Origin of the sequence: Halobellus rarus (assembly GCF_024494595.1) — an archaeon.
In the GTDB taxonomy this organism is placed as follows: Archaea; Halobacteriota; Halobacteria; order Halobacteriales; family Haloferacaceae; genus Haloquadratum; species Haloquadratum rarum.
Genome location: NZ_JANHDI010000007.1, coordinates 289,228 through 310,471 on the forward strand (window position 1 = coordinate 289,228; position 21,244 = coordinate 310,471).

At 70.0% G+C, this 21,244-nt stretch carries 20 protein-coding genes and 1 tRNA gene; 17 read left to right on the forward strand and 4 right to left on the reverse strand.

Going from position 1 to position 21,244, the window contains the following annotated elements; all coding sequences use genetic code 11:
• The first annotated feature begins 154 nt into the window (after positions 1 to 154).
• The 7 genes from NO876_RS09700 to NO876_RS09730 all read left to right on the forward strand — a co-directional run bounded on the left by NO876_RS09700 (position 155) and on the right by NO876_RS09730 (position 7,548).
• Positions 155 to 2,560: a type II/IV secretion system ATPase subunit gene (locus NO876_RS09700; RefSeq protein ID WP_256421477.1), complete on the forward strand. Its 2,406-nt coding sequence runs from the start codon at positions 155 to 157 to the stop codon at positions 2,558 to 2,560.
• Positions 2,561 to 2,622: 62 nt separating this feature from the next.
• A complete protein-coding gene (locus tag NO876_RS09705) occupies positions 2,623 to 4,536 on the forward strand; it encodes a type II secretion system F family protein (RefSeq protein WP_256421506.1) in 1,914 nt (637 codons plus the stop codon).
• Positions 4,533 to 5,297 (forward strand): DUF7289 family protein, encoded by a 765-nt coding sequence (locus tag NO876_RS09710; protein WP_256421478.1) that lies wholly within the window; start codon positions 4,533 to 4,535, stop codon positions 5,295 to 5,297. The genes NO876_RS09705 and NO876_RS09710 overlap by 4 nt, the downstream gene beginning before the upstream one ends.
• On the forward strand, positions 5,294 to 5,809 hold the full coding sequence (locus NO876_RS09715; RefSeq protein ID WP_256421479.1) for a DUF7266 family protein: 516 nt from the start codon (positions 5,294 to 5,296) through the stop codon (positions 5,807 to 5,809). Before NO876_RS09710 ends, NO876_RS09715 begins: the two co-directional genes overlap by 4 nt.
• The gene (locus NO876_RS09720) at positions 5,806 to 6,495 is read left to right on the forward strand and encodes a DUF7263 family protein (RefSeq protein WP_256421480.1); all 690 of its coding nucleotides are present in this window, start codon (positions 5,806 to 5,808) and stop codon (positions 6,493 to 6,495) included. The genes NO876_RS09715 and NO876_RS09720 overlap by 4 nt, the downstream gene beginning before the upstream one ends.
• Entirely contained in the window at positions 6,488 to 6,958 is a 471-nt protein-coding gene (locus tag NO876_RS09725; protein ID WP_256421481.1) for a DUF7262 family protein, read from the forward strand. Before NO876_RS09720 ends, NO876_RS09725 begins: the two co-directional genes overlap by 8 nt.
• Positions 6,955 to 7,548 (forward strand): DUF7261 family protein, encoded by a 594-nt coding sequence (locus NO876_RS09730; protein WP_256421482.1) that lies wholly within the window; start codon positions 6,955 to 6,957, stop codon positions 7,546 to 7,548. The genes NO876_RS09725 and NO876_RS09730 overlap by 4 nt, the downstream gene beginning before the upstream one ends.
• Positions 7,549 to 7,586: 38 nt before the next feature.
• Here NO876_RS09730 and NO876_RS09735 read toward each other — a convergent pair whose 3' ends face one another.
• Positions 7,587 to 8,282, reverse strand: coding sequence for a DUF6989 domain-containing protein (locus NO876_RS09735; RefSeq protein WP_256421483.1), 696 nt, complete (start codon positions 8,280 to 8,282; stop codon positions 7,587 to 7,589).
• Positions 8,283 to 8,494: 212 nt separating this feature from the next.
• Between NO876_RS09735 and NO876_RS09740 the strand changes: the two genes are divergently transcribed.
• The 5 genes from NO876_RS09740 (at position 8,495) to NO876_RS09760 (ending at position 13,728) form a co-directional block, all read left to right on the forward strand.
• Positions 8,495 to 10,192, forward strand: coding sequence for a histidine kinase N-terminal 7TM domain-containing protein (locus NO876_RS09740; RefSeq protein ID WP_256421484.1), 1,698 nt, complete (start codon positions 8,495 to 8,497; stop codon positions 10,190 to 10,192).
• Positions 10,193 to 10,260: 68 nt separating this feature from the next.
• Complete coding sequence (locus NO876_RS18020) at positions 10,261 to 11,196, forward strand: DUF4129 domain-containing protein (RefSeq protein WP_256421485.1); 936 nt, start codon at positions 10,261 to 10,263, stop codon at positions 11,194 to 11,196.
• Complete coding sequence (locus NO876_RS09750; RefSeq protein WP_256421486.1) at positions 11,193 to 11,954, forward strand: DUF7269 family protein; 762 nt, start codon at positions 11,193 to 11,195, stop codon at positions 11,952 to 11,954. Before NO876_RS18020 ends, NO876_RS09750 begins: the two co-directional genes overlap by 4 nt.
• Positions 11,951 to 13,225, forward strand: coding sequence for a DUF58 domain-containing protein (locus tag NO876_RS09755; RefSeq protein WP_256421487.1), 1,275 nt, complete (start codon positions 11,951 to 11,953; stop codon positions 13,223 to 13,225). Before NO876_RS09750 ends, NO876_RS09755 begins: the two co-directional genes overlap by 4 nt.
• A 23-nt stretch (positions 13,226 to 13,248) precedes the next feature.
• On the forward strand, positions 13,249 to 13,728 hold the full coding sequence (locus NO876_RS09760; protein WP_256421488.1) for a DUF7519 family protein: 480 nt from the start codon (positions 13,249 to 13,251) through the stop codon (positions 13,726 to 13,728).
• Positions 13,729 to 13,790: 62 nt separating this feature from the next.
• Here NO876_RS09760 and NO876_RS09765 read toward each other — a convergent pair whose 3' ends face one another.
• Positions 13,791 to 14,759: an AAA family ATPase gene (locus NO876_RS09765; RefSeq protein WP_256421489.1), complete on the reverse strand. Its 969-nt coding sequence runs from the start codon at positions 14,757 to 14,759 to the stop codon at positions 13,791 to 13,793.
• 118 nt (positions 14,760 to 14,877) lie between these two features.
• On the opposite strand from NO876_RS09765, the gene NO876_RS09770 reads away from it, so the two are divergent.
• Positions 14,878 to 14,962, forward strand: a tRNA-Ser gene (locus NO876_RS09770).
• Positions 14,963 to 15,271: 309 nt separating this feature from the next.
• On the forward strand, positions 15,272 to 15,460 hold the full coding sequence (locus NO876_RS09775; protein ID WP_256421490.1) for a hypothetical protein: 189 nt from the start codon (positions 15,272 to 15,274) through the stop codon (positions 15,458 to 15,460).
• A gap of 62 nt (positions 15,461 to 15,522) precedes the next feature.
• On the opposite strand, the gene NO876_RS09780 is transcribed toward NO876_RS09775, so the two are convergent.
• Together NO876_RS09780 and NO876_RS09785 are read right to left on the reverse strand one after the other, a co-directional pair.
• Complete coding sequence (locus NO876_RS09780) at positions 15,523 to 17,094, reverse strand: (R)-citramalate synthase (RefSeq protein ID WP_256421491.1); 1,572 nt, start codon at positions 17,092 to 17,094, stop codon at positions 15,523 to 15,525.
• A 90-nt stretch (positions 17,095 to 17,184) separates the two neighbouring features.
• Positions 17,185 to 17,532 carry a DUF192 domain-containing protein gene (locus NO876_RS09785; protein ID WP_256421492.1) on the reverse strand — a complete coding sequence of 116 codons (348 nt, stop codon included), beginning with the start codon at positions 17,530 to 17,532 and terminating at the stop codon, positions 17,185 to 17,187.
• Positions 17,533 to 17,653: 121 nt separating this feature from the next.
• Between NO876_RS09785 and NO876_RS09790 the strand changes: the two genes are divergently transcribed.
• The 3 genes from NO876_RS09790 (at position 17,654) to NO876_RS09800 (ending at position 21,036) form a co-directional block, all read left to right on the forward strand.
• Complete coding sequence (locus NO876_RS09790) at positions 17,654 to 18,226, forward strand: DUF7097 family protein (protein ID WP_256421493.1); 573 nt, start codon at positions 17,654 to 17,656, stop codon at positions 18,224 to 18,226.
• A 151-nt stretch (positions 18,227 to 18,377) separates the two neighbouring features.
• Positions 18,378 to 18,926 (forward strand): GMP synthase subunit A, encoded by a 549-nt coding sequence (locus NO876_RS09795; RefSeq protein WP_256421494.1) that lies wholly within the window; start codon positions 18,378 to 18,380, stop codon positions 18,924 to 18,926.
• 37 nt (positions 18,927 to 18,963) lie between these two features.
• Positions 18,964 to 21,036 carry a DUF2070 family protein gene (locus tag NO876_RS09800; RefSeq protein WP_256421495.1) on the forward strand — a complete coding sequence of 691 codons (2,073 nt, stop codon included), beginning with the start codon at positions 18,964 to 18,966 and terminating at the stop codon, positions 21,034 to 21,036.
• Positions 21,037 to 21,244: the final 208 nt, after the last annotated feature.

Below are 21,244 nucleotides of genomic sequence, written 5' to 3' on the forward strand. Positions count from 1 at the left end.
TGCGGTACTGACAGCGAGACCGACCCCGGTCGTGACCGACACGGATCCGCGTTCCGTCCCCCGATTCTCTCGTTAGATAATCGGCGTCAGAGTTTATATACGAAAACGAACGAACCGACGGTATGACCGATCGAGGCACCCCCGGAGTACGGGGATGACTTCGGGGGCGAAACGGGAGTCGAGTCGAAGCGAAACACCAGCGGTCCCCGCGCCTGAACCGCCCGATAGCGCCGGCGCGTGGTACGCGAAACCGATCCGGGCCCAGTACGAGATAACTCCGGGTGTGGTCGCGACGGTTCGCGACGCCGCCGACGGCGTCGGATTCGCCTATCACCTCCGAGAACCGGCGCTCGGGGCGGACGCAGAGCGGGCGCTGGAGTCGGTGACGGCGTATTTTTCGGGCCTCGAAGTCCGGCGGCCGCTCACCCGCCAGGGAACGGCCGAGCGCGCGGCCGCGGGGATGCCCGCGAAGTACCGCCGCGTCCTCGATCGGCTACTCGACGTCGCTCCCGGCGCACGCCGTCGGATCGAGTACTACGCGCTGTGTGAGTTACGCCTGCTCGGCTCCGTCACGCCGATCGCGCTCGACGACCGCGTCGACGTGGTCGACGTCGAGGGCGAGACCGACGGGGCCCTGGTCGTCCACACCGAGAACTACGCGCCGGCGGTGACGGAGTTCCGCGCGGACGCGCCGTTCGCGACGCGCGTCGCGGGCGAGCGACTCCGCGATTACACCGTCTCCTTCGCCGGCTTCGACGTCGACGTCGTCGTCCACCGCGACCGACTCCTCGGCGACGACCGATTCGACGCGAAGTACGCCGTCCTCGAACCCGACCTCCTGCCCGGCGACGAGGAACTGATCGCCGAGTGCAAAGACCGGATCTGGGAGGCCAACGTCGACGAGGTGGTCGAGGACCGGACGGCGTTCATCCGCGAGCGGGCCCGGGGGTTCCTCTCCCGTCGACTCACCGCCCGCAACACCCGCGCGTGGTTCGAGGCGACGCGCTACCGCGTTCGCGACGCCCTCTCGGCGTACGGGCTCGGCGTCCCGCCCGTCGACCGCCGGTACGCCCAGGACCGCCTCGACGACCTGGTCTACTACGTCCTCCGCGACTACGTCGGCGAAGGGGTCCTCACGGTTCCGATCCGCGACCCCCACCTCGAAGACGTCGAGGCGAACCGGGTCGGCGAGCGGATCAAGGTCGTCCCCCGCGCCGACGTCGTCCGCGCGGGCGAGCGCGTCCCGACCAACCTCGCCTTCGAGGACGAGACGAGCTTCGTCAACGTCGTGACCCAACTCGCCGCCGCCGACGGCGTCGAACTCAGCGCCAGTCAGCCCTCGGCGAAGGTGAACCTCCGCCCCGAGGGCGTCGCCCCCGACGCCTCCGGCCACGGAGAGACGATCCGGTGCGCCGTGGCGCTGCCGGTGATCTCCGAGGACGGCCCGCACGTCTCGATCCGCAAGCAGGCGTCGTCGCCGCTGACGCCGATCGACCTCGTCGAGTTCGGGTCGATCCCGATCGAACTGGTGACGCTCCTGTGGCTGCTGTACGAGCACCACCGCGTCGTGCTGTTCTCGGGACCGACCGGCGCGGGCAAGACGACGTTAATGAACGCCCATATGCCCTTCATCCCGTACGACCACCGCCCGATCAGCATCGACGAGGGCTCCCGCGAGGTGTACCTGCCGCACGAGACGGGCGTCTCGCTGACGACGCGCGAGCACGAGAACGCGTACAAGCGCGTCTCGATGGCGGACCTGATGACCGAGGCGAACTACCTGAATCCCGACGTCGAGGTCATCGCCGAGGTCAACACGCCCGAGTCGTTCGAGACCTTCGCTGAGGTGCTGAATACGGGCCACGGCGTCGTGGGCACCACGCACGCCGAAGACATCGAGACGCTCGTCAACCGCGTCGTCGAGCAGGGCCTGCCCGTCTACCTCCTGCGCGAACTCGACCTCGTCGTGTTTCCCCGACGAGTCGACGGCGAGCGCTACGTCGGCTCGGCGGTCGAACTCCTCACCGAGTCCGAGTACGGAGAATTGCCGGCCTCCGCGCGGACCGGCGTCGTCGAGAAGGACGGCACGACGCTGTACTACAACACGCTGCTGTGGCGCGAGACCGACGGCTCCTTCGCGATGGCCTACGACCACCCCCAACTCGGCGGCGAGAACGCCGCGACTGCGGGCGAGACGCACCACAGCGCGCTCCGCGTCTTCCACCGCATTGCCGCCGCGACCGACAGCGACGTCGCGGAGGTCGAACGCGAGTTCCGGCGCAAGCGCGGCTACGTCGAGTACCTCCTCCGGGAGGGCGAACGCGACGTCGACCGGCTGTTCGGGTTCCTCTCGGACCTCCGGACCGACGAGGCCGCGACCGTCGAGCGCGTCCGACGACAGCGGGCGCACCGGACTCGGACGGACGGCGGCGCTCGGAACGTTGATCCGAGTGAGTTCGGCGGCGGCGTCGGCGGCTTCGACGACCCCGACGATCTCGACGGCATCGACGCCCGCGGCGACGCCGCTGTCGACGACACGTGCCGGAGCGACCGCCCGTGAGCGGTCCGGACACGGCGCGGTCGGCGGTCACGGACGGGCCCCGGAGCCGCGGCGATCGATCGATGCCCCACGCGGACCGCTCTCTCGGCCCGCTCGACCGGGCGGCGTACGCCCTGTTCGCCAGCCGCGCGGACTCGCGGAGACACGAGCGGGATCGGCGCGCGTACCGCGGCACCAACGTCACGGTCGCCTTCGATCTCTATGTGGCCCGCGTCTACGCGCTCTCGTGGGCGCTCGCACTGCTCGTCGCTTGCGTGGTCGTCGGGATCGGACTGCTTCTTCCCACCGGCGTCGTCGAAGCGACAGCGGCGGCCGCCCTCGAACGAATCGGTCGCTTCGGCGGTGAGGCGAGCGGGCCGGCGGTGCCGGAACGGATCGTTCTCTCTCGGACGGAAGTCGCCGCTGCGGTCGGCGTCGTCGGAGCACTCGTCGCCGCGGGCGTCCACCTCGTCGTCGTCTACGCCGCCGGTCGCTACCTCCGCTGGCTCTCCGCGGCGCGGCGCGCGAACATCGGACGGACGCTCCCGAGCGCGGTCCGCTATCTGAACGTCCTCGCATCCGGCAGCGACGGGCGACGAGCGATGCTTCGCCGCGTCGCCGACACCGACGCCTACGGTGAGACGGCCGTGGCCCTCCGGAAGGCGCTCAACACCGCCGCGATGACGGGCAACGTGGACGAGGGGCTGCGCCGGGTCGCCAGAGACACCCCGGCGCAGGACAGCCTCGCGCCGTTCCTCCTGAAATTCCGCGAGCACGCCGATCAGGGATCGAACGCGCTCAGAGAGTACCTCTCGATGGAGAGCCGGATGCTGCGCCACCAGCAGGACAGAGACCGCCAGCGCGCGGCGGGATTTCTCGAACTGCTCGCGGAACTGTTCGTCGTGCTGCTCGTCCTGCCGGCGCTGCTCGTGATCGTGCTCACCGTGATGAGCATCGTCGCGCCCGGGCTCTCCGCGCCCGTGCGGACGCCGTTCGGCTCCGTCACGCTCCGCGCGCTAGTCGTGTACGGGAGCGCCGCGTTCATCCTCCTGGTCGGGGGCGCGACCGCCGCGCTCGTCTCCCGGCTCCGACCGCCGGATCAGCACGTCGTCTACCGCCGCCCCGCGAGCACGCTCGATAGCCTCCGGACGGCGACGCGGAACCCCGCGAGCGCGGCCGTCGCGTTCGCGCCGATCGGGATCGCGGCGTTCGTCGCGGCAGTCAGTCTGGGCGTCGACACCGTCGTCTCGCTGCTCGTCGGCTACGTCGGCTTCTCGATCCCGGTCGGTATCGTCGCCGTCCGCCGCGCCCGACTCGACGACGCGAAGGACCACGAGTTGAAGGACTTCGTCCACGCCGTCTCCGGGCACGTCAACCTCGGCCGGCCGTTCTCGGCGGCGGTGGATCACGTCGCGCGGGACGTGGACCTGGGGCCGCTGAACCGCGACGTCGCGGACCTCTCGATGAACCTCCACCTCACGACGCCCGGCGACGCGGAGACGGACCTGCGGACGGCCGCGCTGGATCGCTTCGTCGAGCGGGTCGGGACGCCGATGGCCGAACAGACCGTCGGCCTCGTGATCGGCGCGCTCGACGCCGGCAGCGACACCGGCGTCGTCTTCGAGACGCTCCAGGGCGAAGTGGGGCGGCTCTACCACGAGAAGCGGGCGCTCCGCTCGGGGATGCTGGTCTACGTCGCCGTCGGGTGGACGACCGCGCTGCTGGTGATCGGTATCAGCGTCGCGACGAGCGCCAACGTCTTCGCGGGGTTCGACCGCCTCTCGACGATGTCGGAGCTCTCGGGCGTCGCGGTCGATCCCGGCGCGGTCGACCTCGCGCGCGACCAGTACCGCGTGTACGTGACGACGCAGGCGACGATGCTCGCCGCCGGCTGGTTCTCCGGGGTCGCCAGCCGCGGACAGTACGAGGCGTTGCTCCACTCGGGCTGTCTCGTCGCCGTCTGTCACGTCGTCTTCACGGGAATGGGATTGGTGTGAGTCCGGATCGGCGTCCGGATCCCGCCGTCACGGCAACCCCCCGTCGGGCGGACCGCGCACAGGCGGCGGTCGTCGGCGTCGCGATTCTCCTGGGGCTCACCGTCCTCGCGGTGGGCGGACTGACCGCGACCGCGGGATCGATCGTCGAGGACGGCGCCGCGTCGGCGTCGGCGACCCGCGTCGGCGACGACCTCGAAACCGCGCTCGGCCCCGGAACCGGCGAGCGGGAGACGACCGTCGAGTTGGCGAGCGGGACGATCGAAGTCGTGAACCGGACGGTGTGGCTCCTCGACGACGACGGCGTCGTCTGGGCGGGCCACGCCGGGGCCGTCGTCTACGCCGACGGCGACCAGCGGGTGACGGGGTTCGCGGGAGCCGTCGTCCAGAGCGACCCGCGTCGCAGCCGGGTGTCCGCCCCGAGTCGGATCGCCGCCGCCGAGGGACGACTGTACGTCGGCGTGCCCGTCCTGAACGCCAGCGGCGCGGACGGCGTCTCGACCGGCGACCACCGGCTCGCGGTGACGCTCCGGACCGACGGCGAGGCCGCCCGCCAGCGACTTCCGACGTCCTCCTACCGAATCGCTATCGAGACGTCGACGCCGGCGGCGTGGGAACGGCACCTGCGGGAGCGCGGCGCGACCACGACCCGCCGGGACATCGACGGCGACGGGACTCCGAGCGTCGTGGCGTCCTTCGAGGGCGAACGGACCGTCCACCTCGTCGTCCACGACGTCCGACTCGACCTGGCGGTGGGACGGTGAATCCGAGACGTGTCGGCCCAGCGGAACCGCAACCGTCCGACCGGGGGCTCTCGCCCGTCGTGGGGAAGACGCTCGAACTCGGCGTCGGCGTGCTGTTCGTCGCCCTGCTGACGGCGACGTTCTTCGGTGGCGTCGCTCCCGACTACCGGGCGAGCGTCGGAACCGAACTCGGCGACCGAACGCTCGTCGCGGCCGCCGAGCGGACGGAGGCCGCGGTCCCACCGGACGACGCCGTCCGGATCGACCGCCGCGCCGGGCTTCGGCTCCCCGAGACGATCCACGGCGACCCGTATCGGGTCGTCGCCGGACAGGTCGACGGGGTGCCTGTCCTGACACTCCGCCATCCCGACGAACGGATCGGTGGACGGCTTCGCCTCTCCCTTCCCGACAGGACGGTCGTCAGCGGCGCCGCCACGAGCGCGTCGCCGTCGTGGATCCGGGTCGTCGGGAGCGAGGAGCGCGGAATCCGCGTCACGCTCGGTGACGGCGCGACCGCGGCGGGGGAGCGATGACCGCACGCGCCCAGGCCAACCTGATCGGCTTCGCCGTCGCGCTCGTCGTCGTGACGACCGTGACGGTGGCGGGGGCCACGCTCGCCAACGACGCGCTCGCCGACGCCGACCGACAGCCGGAAGCCACCCGTGCCGCCGAGGCGCTCGCGGCGCACCTCGTCGACGACGACGCGGCACACACGCGCGGTCGAAACGCGCTCCGAGCCGGTCCCGTCTCGAACCTGACTGCGGCGGCGCTCGACGACGCGGTGCCGCCGATCCGGGGGCGGTCGGTCCGCGTCTCGCTGGGCGGAGACGTCCTCCTCGAACGCGAGGGTTCGGACGGGCCGGTCGACGCTCGTGCCGTCCGGATCGAGCGCCGCGTGCGGGTGGTGGAGTCGACTCCGCGAGCCCGACGCGTCGGGCTGGACGACCGAAGCGAGGTCGTCGTCGACGACCACGACGGTCGGGTGTCGATCCACGTAGAGACGGGTCGGTTTCGGACCCTCACGACCGTTCGCGCCGGTGGCCGCGTCGTCCTCCACGATCCGTCGGGGCTCGACGGCAGCTACGACGTCTCGGTCCCGCGGCGGCGGCCGCTCACCGTGAAGTTCGAGTCCAGCGGCCGCGGGGGCGGGACCGCGACCGTCGGGTGGACCGCGCGAACCGGAACTGTCGAACGGCTGGTGGTGACCGTCGGTGCGTGAGGGCGATTCGAGTGGTCGACTCATCGCCGACCGCGCCGCGCGACGACCTGCCGAGGACCGCGCCCAGCTCGCGACCTCCCTGGTCGAGGCGGCCGTCGGAGCGATGCTGATCCTCTCGGTCGTCGCCGGGTTCCTCTGGGTTCCGGCCGAGCAGGCGGGGACGAGCGCCGAAACGACGCTCGACCGGACCGCCGCGGACGCGCTGGCGGTCCTCGACGCGGAGTCCCCGGTCGGAGAGGGACGAAGTCGTCTCTCGGCGGCCTGCCGCTCAGAGCGCGCGTTCGCGGTCGAGGCGGGCGCGCTCGACGACCGCCTCGACGTGGTGCTCCCGACGTCGGTCTTCGGTCGCGTCGAGACGCCGCACGGGACTATCGGCGCGCCGAAGCCGAACGGGGCTCCCAGCGGGCGCGCGGCGCTCCCGACGGGCCGCTGTACGGTCACCATCCGGGTGTGGTACGTGTGAGCCGCCGATCGCACCCGTTTCGCCGAGGGGCGACCGACGACCGCGACGCCGACCGCGCACAAGTCGTCCTCGTCGCCGCCGCGGTCGTCGCGGTCGCGTTCCTCTCGATGACGCTCGCCTACGCCCAACTGGGCTACGACGCCGATCGGACGGGGGCCGGCGCGGTCGAGGTCGCCTCGATCGGGGGGATCGAACGCGACCTCGCGGCGTCGTTCCGCGCCGCGGTCCGCGACGAGGCGGGAGACGACAGTGTCGATGGCGGCGAAAACGCCGACTCGCGGCGAGAACGTGGCGTCGTCGCGGAACGGATCCGAGCCGACGTCTCGGCGGACGTCGATCGGCTGGCGGAACGACACGCCGGGGAGAGCCGATCGCTCACAGTGACGTTCGCCGATGCGGCCGCGACGGCCTGGGCCGAAACGAACTGTCCCGGCGGCCCGGGACGGGCGTTCGGGCCCTGTCGGTCGGTCGACGGCGTCGTCCTGCAGGAGCGAGCCGGCGAGGCGACGCCGGTCGCCGCCGCGTTCCGGATCCAGGTCGTCTCGCCGGCCGAATCGACGACCGCGACGGTCGTCGTTTCGGCGGTGTGAACCCCTCTTGGCGACTTCGAGTTCTCTCCGGGGCGGTCCTACCCGCCGAGCGCCGCGAACAGCGTGTAAGATCCGACGTAACTGACGGTGATGACGGCCGCGAAGGCGACGCCGCCGAGCAGCGGCCGACGGAGGCGAACGAGCCAGTAGAGCGCGGCGAACATCACGCCCTCGGCGGCGACGATGAAGACGGGGACGGTTCCGAGCATCGCGAACGGTGCGAACTCGTACCGCCAGATCCCGGCGAAGTGCGCGCCGTACTCGAAGAACCCCACGAGAACCATCGCGGAGACCGACGGACCGACCGTCGCGGCGATCGGTCCGGCCGCGTCGTCGAGGCGACGACCGAGATAGCCGAAGTACGTGATAACGAGCGCCCAGGACAGCGGCATGTATAATGGCGAGCCGAGAAGCATCGGCAGGGAATCCGGATAGACGAGCGAGCCGGTCGAGACGAGAAACGCGTCGACGCCGACCTCCAGCACGCCCGCGACGCTGCCGAGGACGAACACGTCCCGGACGTCCGAAAAGCGGATCGCGATCCCGATTCCGATGGCGTACAGCAGGCCGTTGTAGACGTAGGTCAGCCACAGCGGCGTCTCGAAGAGGACCACGTGACCGAAGACGAGCAGGTTCACTCCGATCCAGCCGATCACCTGCCGATCGGACGGTAGGAGGGCGTTCCAGTGGCCGGCGAGGCGCGTCGAAGCCGTCGTTTCGCGTATTCCGCTCATACGAGCTGTGCCAGTCGATCATCCGGCGCGATAGTAAAACTTCGCTCGGTGGGTTATCCGACCGTCGCTATGGTTTGTTATATAATTTATGCATCACGAACCGGCTATCTCGTCGGCGGTTCCCCACCTTCGTCAGCCGATTGTCCGATCCGTCTACCGACTGGTGGTTTGATGTATCAGGGATTCCTCGGGACAAGACGACCCGCCTACGTATGCCGTGGGAACTCACTGCGACGTCTGCCGCCGGATTCGCGACTCTCGTGGTCTACGCAGCCCTGGCACTCGCCGGATGGCGGAACTGGGCCGCCCGATGCGGCCCCGAGGTCACCGTGATGATGGCCGTCATCGGCCTCTCGGCGTTCACGTACTCGGTCCAACTCGGCTACGACGTCGTCTCGGCGCAGGTGTTCTGGTGGAAGCTCACGTTCGCGCTCTCGACGTTGGCCCCGTTCCTCTGGCTGGTCTTCGTCGTCCAGTACGTCAGCCGCTCGGAGTGGCTGACGCCGCGACGGGCGGCGGCGCTCGCCCTCGAACCGCTCGTGATGCTGTTCGCGATCGCGACGAACTCGGTTCACGGACTCGTCTGGACGGTCCCCGCGGAGGCCGTCGCCGCGCCCGGTTCGGCGGTCGAACTCGCGTTCGGTCCACTCTACTACGGTCACCTGCTCGTCGCCTACGTCACCGTCACGATCGGAATGGGGATGATCCTCCTCGTCGGGATCCGCTGGTCGCTCGTCTACTGGAAGCAGGTACTCGTGCTGCTGGTCGCTCCGTTGCCGTCCTTTCTCTCGAACATCGCGTTTATGTTCGGCGTCAGTCCGGTGCCGTCTCTCGATCTGACGCCGTTCACGTTCACGTTCACGGGGCTGCTGCTGGTGCTCGGGCTCTACCAGTTCGACCTGCTCGAACGGGTTCCGATCGCGCGCCGCCAGGCGCTCGAGTCGATGGGCGACGGCCTCGTGGTGCTCAACTCCGACCGGGTCGTCGTCCAGACCGACGACATCGCCCGTCGGATCCTCGACCCACCGCCGAGCGTCGGATCTTCGATCGACGAGGCGTTCCCGGAGACGCCGTTCGAACAGCTCCACGGCACCACCGTGACGGACGCGAACAACCTGGCGTACGACATCCGCGTCTCGGAACTGACCGACGAGCGCGGCGGAAAGATCGGGTACGCGCTGGCGCTCCGGGACGTCACCGGTCGACATCGGTACGAACAGCGTCTCGAGGTCGCCAACCGGGTTCTGCGGCACAACCTTCGGAACGACATGAACGTCGTCCGCGGCTACGCCGACATCGTCGCTACCGGGTCCGACGTCGACACCAAGCGAGCCGCACGCTCGATCCTCGACCGGACGGACGACCTCCTCACCGTTAGTGACAAGGCCCGAAAAGTGTCCGAACTCGACGATTCTCACGCACAACCGGCGACGAACCACGACGTCTCCGCGATCGTCGCCGGCGTCGTCCACCAGGCGAGACGAACGTACCCGGACGCGACGTTCGCGTTCGTCGGCACACCGAACGTCGAGGTCGAACTACCCGACGCCGGCTCGGTCGCGACGGCCCTCGAAGAACTGATCGAACTGCTCGTCGGTCAGGCGGACGACGAGGACGGGAAAGTCACGATTCAGGTCAGCGTCGAGCGTCGCGACGGCGTCGTGATCCGGATCGAGTCAGACGGTCCACCCATTCCCGCGGTCGAGCGCGAAACGCTCTCTGCGGGGTCTGAAACGCCGCTGCAACACGCCGAGGGGTTGGGGCTGTGGCTCGCGTACTGGTGCGTAATCGAGAACGGCGGGGAGCTCACCTTCGGGGACGGTTCCGACGAGGGACCCGACGCGAGCGAGCGGGGCTCGGACTCCGTGACCGGCGTGGTGGTCCTCACGTTCCCCGGAGGGAAGCGGTAAGCCGTCGGCTCGGCGGTTTGCTCTCCGAGAGCCAGGTAGCTTTTCTACGCTGTCGCCGTGGTACGACCGTGGACGGAGAGACCGCCCGACGAGTCGCGTTCGCCCTCCTCGCCGTCGGCGCGCTCGCTGCTGCCGCTGCGACTATCGACACCACGGTGACCGGCGGCACCGGCGGCGGCTTCGGCGGTGCGTCGGGAGCCCCGGACGCCGAACCGCCTGATCCGGTGTTCGGTCCTCCCGCAGGGACGGGAACCGCTCACGTCGGAACGATTTGCGTTCCGGTGCTCGCTCGGCCGCCGGTCGTCGTCGGACTGCTCGTCGCGCTCGGCGTCGGTCACTACGCGGTCTACCGCCGGACGGGAACGCGCGCTTCGGTGATCGCCACCGCGGCAGCGGTCGGACTTCCGCTGGTCGCCCTCTGGGGGATCCTCGTCGCCTGCCGCCTGGATTTCGCGTTCGAGATCCCCGAGTTCGGAACGCCCGACGGGTTCCCGATGTCGACGGGCGGTGGCGGATTCGGATCGGGTGCGGCAGGTGACGGATCGGTCGCGACCCCGACGGTCCTCTTCGGACTGCTGCTCCTGGTGGCGCTCGCCGGTGCGGTTATCCTCCTGCTCGCGACGACGACTGGCCGAGAGCGCGACGCCGACGAGACGACGGACGGGCCGGTGGCGGAACCGTCGGCGGACGTCCGGGGCGTCGGCGCGGCCGCCGGGACCGCGGCGGATCGGATCGAGGCGGACGCCGACGTCGGCAACGAGGTGTACCGCGCGTGGGTCGAGATGACCGCCCACCTCGACCTCGACCGCCCGCAGAGCAGCACGCCCGGCGAGTTCGCCGCGGCCGCGGTCGACGCGGGGATGGATCCCGACGACGTCGACGAACTGACCCGGCTGTTCGAGGCGGTCCGCTACGGGGACGAGCGCGTGACCGACGCGCGCGCCGACCGCGCCGTCGCCGCGCTCAGACGCATCGAATCGGCGTACGCCGGTGACGAGCCGTGAGCGACTACGCCTTCCTCGCCGTCGTCGGAGCGGGGGCGGTCCTCCTCGGACTCGCAGGTCTCGCGGGCGTCGTGGTCCCCGGCGTGAGCGCCTCGTTCGCGTTCGTCGTGCTCGTCGGGATTATCGCCGGCATCCAGGGGCTTCGGTACGCGCTCGGCCGCCGCGAGGTGAACGTCGTCGAGACCGAGACGGGGACGCCGGAGTCCCGGTACCGCGTGCCCGCCCCGGGCGACGACGATTGGCGCACCGCGAGCCATCGAGGGCCGCGCCCCTCGACACGTCGCGGCCGAGACCGATCTACCCGCACCGCCGGGTTCAGCCGTCGGCACCCGCGCACGTTGCGCCAGCGCATTCGCGACGTCGCTGTCGAGACGATCGGGCTCCGCGAACACTGCTCGGCCGAGCGAGCCGAGCGGGTCCTCGATACGGGAGACTGGACTGACGATCCAGTCGCGGCTCGATTTCTCGGGGCCGACGTCCCCGTCTCGCTGTCGACGCGACTCCGGTTCGTCTTCTCCAGGTCGTCGTATCTCGCCCGGGCGCTACGGACGCTCGACGCCGTGGAGGCGCTCGACGCCCGCGAGGGATCGGTGCTCCCGGCGGATCGAGACGCATCGGCGCTACCGATGGACCGAGACGCCTCGCTGGAGTCGGCGGATCGAGACGCCTCGCTGGGGCCGGACGAGCGGGATGACTCGCTGAGGCCGGACGAGGGTGTTTCGGACGACGTCGCTGCCGGGACGGAGGGTCGCGGGTGAGTCGTTCCTTCGACACCAACCGATGGGTCGGCATCGAGGGCGCGGCGCTGCTCGCCGGGGCGCTCGGCGCCGTGCTGCAGCGCCCGGCGCTCCTCCTCGTCGCCGGCCTCGGTGTCGCGTACACGGCCTACGCCTGGTTCGGCGACGCGCCGGAACCCTCGCTGTCCGTCGAACGGCGCGTCGAGGACGACTCGCCCGATCCGGAGTCCACCGTCGACGTGTCTCTCACGGTTCGGAACACCGGTACACGGACCCTCTCCGATCTCCGATTCGTCGACGGCGTCCCGCCGGGACTGACGGTGACGGACGGATCGCCGCGGCTCGGGACGGCGCTGCGCCCCGGCGCTTCGGTGACGTTCTCCTACGCCGTCGAGGCGGTGCGGGGCTCACACACCTGGGAGCCGCTCACCGTCGTGGCCAGAAACCCCGCCGGCGGCCGCGAGCGCAAGATCGAGATCGACCCCGACGAGCGGACGACACTGTCGTGCACGCCGCCGCTGGAGGCGACCGACGACCTCCCGCTCCGCGGGCTGACGACGCCCTACGCGGGCCGGGTCGCCACGGACGTCGTCGGCGCGGGGCTGGAGTTCGCCTCCACGCGTGCGTACCGCCGCGGCGATCCGCTCAGCCGGATCGACTGGAACCGCTACGCCGGAACGGGGAAACTGTCGACCGTCGAGTTCCGTCAGGAACGGGCGGCCGCGGTCGTCCTCCTGATCGACGCCCGCGACGTCGCCTACGTGGCCGCCGACCCGGAGCACAGACACGCCGTCGAGCGCAGCGTCGACGCCGCGAGACGGGCGTTCGCGTCGCTGCTCGACACCGGCGACCGGGTCGGGATCGCCGCGCTGTCGCCGGTCGACTGCTGGCTCCCGCCGGGCGCGGGGCGCGACCACCGGAGTCGGGCCCGGGAACTCCTCGCCTCTCATCCCGCGCTCGCGCCGGCGCCGCCGGAGCAACCGCACAGCACGGCGCGCGACGTTCAGCGCCTGCGCCGCCGACTCCCGGCCGACGCGCAGGTGCTCTTCTTCTCGCCGCTGGTCGACGACCACGCGATGGAGGCCGCCCGTCGTCTCGACGCCTACGGGCACCCGGTCACCGTCGTCTCGCCGGACGCCACGACGGACGGGTCACTCGGCCGGCGGATCGCCCGGCTGGAACGGCGGAACCGCCTGATTGGGCTCCGGCGAGCGGGAGTCCGCGTCGTCGACTGGGGCGACGAATCCCTCGCGAAAGAAGTCGTTCGCGCTCGACGGCGGTGGTCGCGGTGACGGGTCCACCGCGGCGTCCCTCGATGCTCGGAACGTCGGTCGCGCTCTTCGCCGGGTTCGCGTCGCTGCTCGGCCTCGCACTCACCTCGATCGAGGCGCTCGCCGTCGGTATCGCCGGCCTCGCCCTCCTCGCAGTCGGCCTGTTCGCGCCCGTCCGGCGTCTCGTGACGATCGCCGGCGGGTGCTTCCTGCTCGCGTTGCTCGTCGCGGGAATCCGCGGCGGCGGGGCCGAGCCGCTGCTGGTCGCAGCGCTCGGAGCGGTCCTCGCGTGGGACGTCGGCGAGTTCGCGACCGGCGTCGGCGAACAACTGGGCCGGGACGCCGACACGGCGCGACTGGAGACCGTCCACGCGGCGACGAGCCTCCTGGTCGGGGTCGTCGGCGCGGGCGTCGTCTACGGCGTCTACCTCGCCGCCGGCGGCGGTCAGCCGACCTCTGCAGTCGTCTTGCTCCTGTTTGGGGCGGTCGTGCTCGTGGCAGTGCTTCGGCATCGGCCGGGGTGACGCGGGCCAGTCGCGGAGTAACACGGGCCAGTCGCGGAGTGGCGCGGACCGGCAGCCCAGAATCACTCCGGGACCGTCTCGGCGTCGACGGTCGGCACTTCGACCCGGTCGAGGACGTCCGCGACGACGTCGGCGGCGTCAACGTCGTCGACCCGCGCGTCCGGCGTCAGCACCAGTCGGTGGGCGAGCACCGGCCGGGCGATCCGCTTTACGTCGTCGGGAGTGACGAACCCCCGACCGGCCAGGATCGCCTGAGCCCGCGCCGTCTCCAGGAGCCGCTGCGTCCCGCGCGGGGAGACCCCGACGTCGACGCGCCGGTCCGTCCGGGTGGCGCGCGCCACCTCGGAGATGTATTCGAGCACGTCTTCGTCGACGCGGACGGACTCGGGCGCTTCTCGCAGCTCACGGACTGACTCGTGATCGAGAACGGACTCGACGGTCGGACTGCGGGAGTCGCGGCCGACCCGACGGCGCAGCAGTTCGACCTCGCCCGCTGCGTCGGGATAGCCGATCTCGGTCTGGACGGCGAAGCGGTCGATCTGCGCCTCGGGAAGGGGAAACGTCCCCTCACTCTCGACGGTGTTCTGCGTCGCGATGACGAAGAAGGGGTTCGGGAGGTCGTGCGTCTCGCCGTCGACGGTCACCTGCCGCTCCTCCATCGCCTCCAGGAGCGCGGCCTGCGTCTTCGGCGGCGCGCGGTTGATCTCGTCGGCGAGGACGACGTTCGCGAAGACCGGCCCCTCGCTGAACTCGAAGCTCCGATCGCGCTCGTCGAAGACGTTCGTCCCCGTGACGTCGGAGGGCAGCAGATCCGGGGTGAACTGCACGCGCGAGAACGAGAGCCCCAGCGCGGTCGCGACGCTCCGGGCGGTGAGGGTCTTCCCGGTCCCGGGGACGTCTTCCAAGAGGACGTGTCCGCGGGCCAAGAGCCCGAGGAGGACGCGTTCGAGGAACCGATCGTCGGCGATGACGGCGGTCGAGACCGCGTCGTGGACGGCCTCGCAGGCGGCGGTCGCGTCGTCGATGTCCATACGCGAGTCTGCCCCCGCGGCGGCTTAAGCCGGTCGCCGTGACGGATCGGTCGCGCGCTCGCCGCGGTCCGCCAAAATCGAAACCGATTAAACGCGTCGTCGATCATCTGTGGGTGTAGCCGAGGTAGCCTAGCCTGGCCAAGGCGGCAGATTCGAAATCTGCTGTCCATTCGGACACGTGAGTTCAAATCTCACCCTCGGCGCTCCTGATGATCAACCCGGAGCAGCGCGTCTCGTCGCGCTGCGGGACGCGTTGATTGTGGCCGTAGGGGTAACGTGAGATTTGAACCCGACGAGTCGCAGCCCACACAGCGAACGGAGTGAGCGAGCAGGACCGACTCGGCTCGGTTCAAATCTCACCTTGGCGCTCCTGAAGATCAACCCAGAGCAGCGCGTCTCGTCGCTTCGCTTCGAAAAACGATCGATCGACTGCGACCTCGACGCTGTCTCCCACTTTTCACTTTCACTCTACTAGGATGGCTTACATACCGGTTCCGTCCGAACCCGGAGGTATGCACGCGACGGCAGTCGAAAAGTCGAACTCGAAGGCGGACCGCATCGGATCGACCCGGCGGATCGACGTCACCGACGTCGCGACCGCGCAGGTGGCCGAGTACGCGCAGCGTCGATTCGCCGAGGGCGACGCCGAAGTCCGCTTCGAGCGACGCGGCGGCTGGACGTACCTCGTCGAAGACCGCTGAGGAAGCGGTACCGACCGCCGGTGCGCGGCGACGACCGCCGGCGAGAGACTACGACAGTCTTCTCAGTCGTCGGCCAGCGTCGCGCCCTCCGATTCGGTATCGGGTTCGACGGCGGCGCTCCCGAGCAGTCGGTCGAGCGCCTCGACCATCGCGTCGACGCTGCAGCGGGTGATGTCCGAGTCGGAGGTGGCGACGGTGACCGTCCGGTCGCCCTTCGACATCTCCACCTCGACGGTGACGACGGCGTCGGTGCCGCCGGTGATCGCGTCGACGTGGTACGATTCCAGTTGCGCGTCGGCCTCGGAGCCGAGCGCGGCGCGGACCGCCTTGACAGCGGCGTCGACGGGGCCGCTCCCGGTCCCGGAGGCGACGCGCTCCTCGTCGCCGACGCGGAGGCGGACCGAGGCGGTCGGCGTACCGCCGCCAGACGCGGCGGTGAGATCGAGCAGTTCGACGTACCGCTCGCGCTCGCGTCCCTGGACGTCCTCCGCGATCGCCAGCAGGTCGGCGTCGGTGACGCGCTTGTCGCGGTCGCCGAGGCGCTTCACGCGTTCGACGACTGCGGCGAGTTCCTCCTCGGAAACCTCGACATCGTGTTCTTCGAGCGCGGCGCGCACGCCGGCGCGACCGGCGTGCTTGCCGAGGACGAGCCGGCGCTCGCGACCCACCAGTTCCGGTGGATAGGGCTCGTACATCGTGTCGTCCTTGAGCGTCCCGTCGGTGTGGATGCCGCTCTCGTGGGTGAAGGCGTTCTCGCCGACGACCGCCTTGTTCGGCGGCAGCGGGACGCCCGTCGCGTGGGAGACCTGCTGTGCGAGGTCGTAGAGGTCCTCCAGTTTGGCCGTCTCGACGCCGTAGCCGTGCGAGAGGGCGATGGCGACCTCTTCGAGCGCGACGTTGCCGGCGCGCTCGCCGATGCCGTTGATCGTGCCGTGGACGAGGTCCGCGCCGGCCGCGAGGCTGGCCCAGACGTTCGTCATTCCCAGTCCGAGGTCGTCGTGCGTGTGCGTCGACACCGGGCCGAGCTCGGCCAGTCGCGAGACGTACTCGTAGGCCGTCTCCGGCGTGGCGTGCCCGACGGTGTCGGCGAAGCAGGACCGGTCCGCGCCGGCGTCGAGCGCCTCGCGCATCAGGCGTTCGAGGAAGTCGAGGTCGGCGCGGGAGCCGTCCTCGCCGATGACCTCGACCCAGAGGCCGTGGTCCTTCGCGTACTCGACCAGTTCGGCGGTGTTTTCGACCACCTCGTCGTGGGTCGTGCCGACCTTCCGCTCGATGTGCTTGTCGCTGGCGGGGACGACGATCGTCACGCCGTCGACGTCGCAGTCGAGCGCGAGGTCGATGTCGTTTTGCACGCCCCGAGCGAAGCTCGTCACCGTCGCGTCGAGGTCGAGCGCGGTCACCTGGCGGATGGTCTCGCGCTCGCCCTCGCCGGTGCAGGCGCTGCCGGCCTCGATGAACTCGATGTTCGCTCGGTCCAGCGAGCGCGCGATGTCGGCCTTCTCGTCGGGCGTCAGCGACACACCCGGGGCTTGCTCGCCGTCGCGCAGTGTCGTATCTAGAAGCTGTACGGAGTCGTCAGAATCCACGGTGGATGCTAAGGGGTTGTTGGGGTTACCCCCGAATAAATCGACCACGAGTCATGTGCTCACACGGACTGTGGTCGTGCAGGTATTTAAATTACACTTTCCCGGCGGCCGGGTGCCCGACGATCCCCAAGCAGCCGGTTACTCGACGATCCGGACGGTGTCGCCGATCTCGACGTCGTCCGCGGCCCCGGCCGGGAGTTCGACGACGGTGTCTGCGACCGCGGCACCGAGTCCGCGCCACGACCGGAGACGCTTTTTTTCTCGGACTTCGTCGTCGACGAGCCACAGCGCGTCGAGGTCGAAGGGGACGAAGACCATATGGAGGTCGCGCTCGTCGGCGTCGCCGAAGGTGAACACCATCGCGTAGTCGTCCGGGATCGACCGCCTGAACATCAGCCCTCGCGCTCGCGAGAGAAACGTGTCGACGACGTCGACGTCGCTCGCGAGGGTCTGCACTCCCGTCTCACCGTCGTGTTCGACTCGCACAGGTTCCGGTCTGTGCCCGATGGGATAAAACGTCTGGCGACTGCGTTCTCCGTCCGCCCACCGGACCGGCAGCCACTCGCTGACCGTCGGATTCAACTCCGCGCCCGCCGAGTCCCCGTGTATGGAGGAGACGCCAACGGGCACGCCGGTCGGCGTCGACGACCCCTACGAACACGCCGGGCTCTGCGATCACCTCACCGACGACGGCCGCTGTCGGTTCGCGCTCACACGTGCGGGTGACGATCCCGAATTCTCGGCCGCCCGGCGCGCGGCGGACTACGACTGCGTCGCGGCCGAGGAAGATCGGCAGTTCCGCGACTGCCCGCACTACCGTTCGACCACCGACGGCCGCGAGTGCGTCCGCTGCGGCCTCGAAGCGGTGCGGATCGCCCACGACGACTCGCGGCCGCTGCTGGAGGAACACCACCTCTCGTACGGGGGCGGCGGCGACGGCGTCGGCCGTGCGGATCCCGACGCGAACGGCTCCGGGGGGGCCGACGAACCGAGCCACGAGATCACCGTCGCGCTCTGCCGGTGGTGTCACGCGAAGATCCACCGCTCGTTCGCTCGCATCGACGACGGCGTCGAACCCGATCCCGAGGCGTTCGCCGCCCGCGAGGAGCGCCGCGCGAAGGAGGCCTCGGAGTTCGGGTTCTCGACCGCTCGCGAGCGTCGCGAATCCGACGGATCGTGACCGGTGCTGCAGCCGTCCTGCGCACGTCGAGGAACGTCGTCGGCGTGGCGAGGCGATAGTCGCCGCGCGTCGGGGAGACGAAACGTCAGCCGGCCGACGCGCTCCAGACCGGGCGCTTTTTGCCTCTCTTCGCTGTATGAGTCTGCAACTGATGACTCGCATCGTCGTCATCGACAACCACGGCCAGTTCACCCACCTCGAACGGCGCGCGCTCCGCGACCTCGACGTCGACGTCGACATCCTCGACAACGACACCCCGCCGGAGGAGATCGACGCCGACGGGATCGTCCTCTCGGGCGGCCCGGATATGGACCGCATCGGCAACTCCCCCGCCTACCTCGACCTCGACGTCCCGGTGTTCGGCATCTGTCTGGGGATGCAGATCCTCGCCGCGGAACTCGGCGGCGCGGTCGGCTCCGGCGACTACGGGGGCTACGCCGACGTCGACGTCGAGATCCTCGACGACGAGGACCCGCTCGTCGGCTCGCTCGCTCCCGAGACGCGCGTGTGGGCCAGCCACGCCGACGAGGTGAAGGAGGTGCCCGAGGGGTTCACGCGAACCGCCACGTCCGACGTCTGCGACGTCGAGGCGATGAGCGACACCGACCGGGACCTCTACGGCGTGCAGTGGCATCCGGAGGTCGCTCACACCGAACGCGGCGAGGAAGTGTTCCGCAACTTCGTCTCGATCTGCGAGTAGCGCGTTCGCGTCTCGGCACCGTCCTATCCCACCCGTTATGACCTCGACCCAAAGCGACCTCGCGAGTCTGTCCCGGTTCATCTTCCGCGCTCCCAGTTGGTACACAAGTCTCGCCTTCGCGCTCCTGCTCGCGGCGCTCGCCGGGATCGCCGCGTTCGACTCCGGCGCGTACGCCCGGACGTGGCGCGGGCTCTTCATCCTCGGCCGCGACGCCTGGGAGGGAATCTTTTTCATCGGGATCCCGACCGTCGTCGCCGCCTTCGGAACGACCGGCGTCGATCGATTCGTCGGGGGGAAACTCACCCCCAACCGGTCGTCGCTGCTCGCGCTGGTCTCGGAGATCATCCTGGTGGCGATCGTCACGCTCGCGGCGATCGTGTCCGTGCTCACGTCGCTCGAACAGCAGTTCGTCTACGACGCGCTCGTCGTCGGTCTCGCCTCGATCTTCGCCTTTCGGTTGCTGGTGATTATGGCGGTCTCGCGCTCGTCGGTGGTCGTGGCGTCGGTTCCCGCGAGCCTCCAGACGCTCGCCGCCGCGATCCTGCTGTTCGTCTACAGCGGAACCCTCCGCTTTCTCGAGGTCGGCGGCCCGCTCACCGACGCCTATCTGACGCCGTATCTCGCCCGCTCGGCCGACGCGCCCGCGGAGCTCTCCGCGATCACCGCCGAGCACTTCGCGCTGCTCGCGGTCACCTGCGGCATCTACGCGCTCGCGGTCTACGTCTTCATCGTCGCCGTCGACAGACCCTGGAAGCGGAGTCTCGGTGTCTCGCTTCTGGACTTCCTCCGCGGCTTCGTCGGCCACGTCGCCGAGGGCTCGCGGGAACTGGAGGAGTTCTTCCAGCAACTCGGTGAGGAGGCGATCGTGCCGGTCTCGGTGCTCTCGTTCCGCCGGGTCGACGACGGAGAAGCCACGGACGTCGCGGCCGACGGTGGCGCGACCGCCAGCGATTCGGGCGCGGGGTCGACAGACGGTCCCGGCGCCGAAAAGGCCCGGTTCGTCCTCCCGATGATCCACCCCGGTCCGATGGGCGAGATCGGCGGCGGCAACTTCCCCGAGCGCGTCGCCACCGACTGCTCGGGGCTCGTCTTCCCGCCGCACGCCACCGCCGGCCACGACTTCAACCTCGTGACCGAGCGCGAGGTGGACAAGATCCTCGACGCCGCCCGAACCGCGGCGGATCGCATCATCTACGACGACGTCGCGACCCGCAGCGTCCGGGTCCAATCCGGCGAGGCGTCGATGCTCGGACAGGCCTTCGGCGACGACGCCCTCCTGGTTTCGACGTACGCGCCGGGGTTCGCCGACGACGTCGAGTTCGGGGTCGGCCTCTCGGCGGCGGCGGAGGCCCGCACCAGCGGTCTCGACGACGTCGTCCTCGTCGACGCGCACAACTCCAACGACGGCCTGAGCGGGCCGGACCTGGGTCACATTACCCCCGGATCGAAGCGCGCGTTCGATATGATCGGCGCGGCCGGCGTCTCCGGACAGCGGCTTTCGACGGCCGACCGCCACGGACTCGAACTCGGCGTCGCCTGGGACGAGACGCCGTGGACGCCGGCCGACGGGATCGGCCCCCTCGGCGTCCGCGTGGCGGTCACCGCCGTCGACGACCAGGAGACGGCGTACGTGCTGATCGACGGCAACAACATGGATCCGGGACTCCGAGGAGAGCTCGTCGAGGCGCTCGTGGAGGGCGGGACTTCGGAGGAGTCCCGAGTAGCCGGCGGAGCCGGCGACGGGGCGGGACGAGGTCCCGCGAGCAGCCGGACGGAGTCCGGCGACGGCCCCGTCGACGAGGCGGAGGTGATGACCACCGACACGCACATCGTCAACACCGTCGAGGCCGACAACCAGGTCGGCGCGGCCCTCGACTGGGACGAACTCCGGACGCTCGTCTGCGACCTCCTCGCGGAGGCCCGCGCGGACCTCGAACCCGTCGAGGCCGGCGTCGCCGTCGAACGCGCGGAGGTTACGGTCTTCGGCAACGACCGCACGGAGACGCTGGCCAGTCACGCGAACGCCGTCGTCGCGATGGGCGGCGCGTTCGCCGTCTCGGTCATCCTCGCGGCCGTCGCCGTGAGCGTCCTCATCTTCCTCTTCGCGTGAGTTCGGCCTCACGCAGTTCGACCGCGATCGGGTTTGATCTCTCGCGTTTTTTACTTCGGCCGTGCGGTCGTCCGGTGATCCCGTCGCTGTTCCGTGAACGGGACCGTTATTATCCGTGAATGAAACCGTTGTTGTCCGCGAGTGGACCCGTTGTTGTCCGCGAGTGGACCCGTTGTTGTCCGCGAGTGGACCCGTTGTTGTCCGCGAG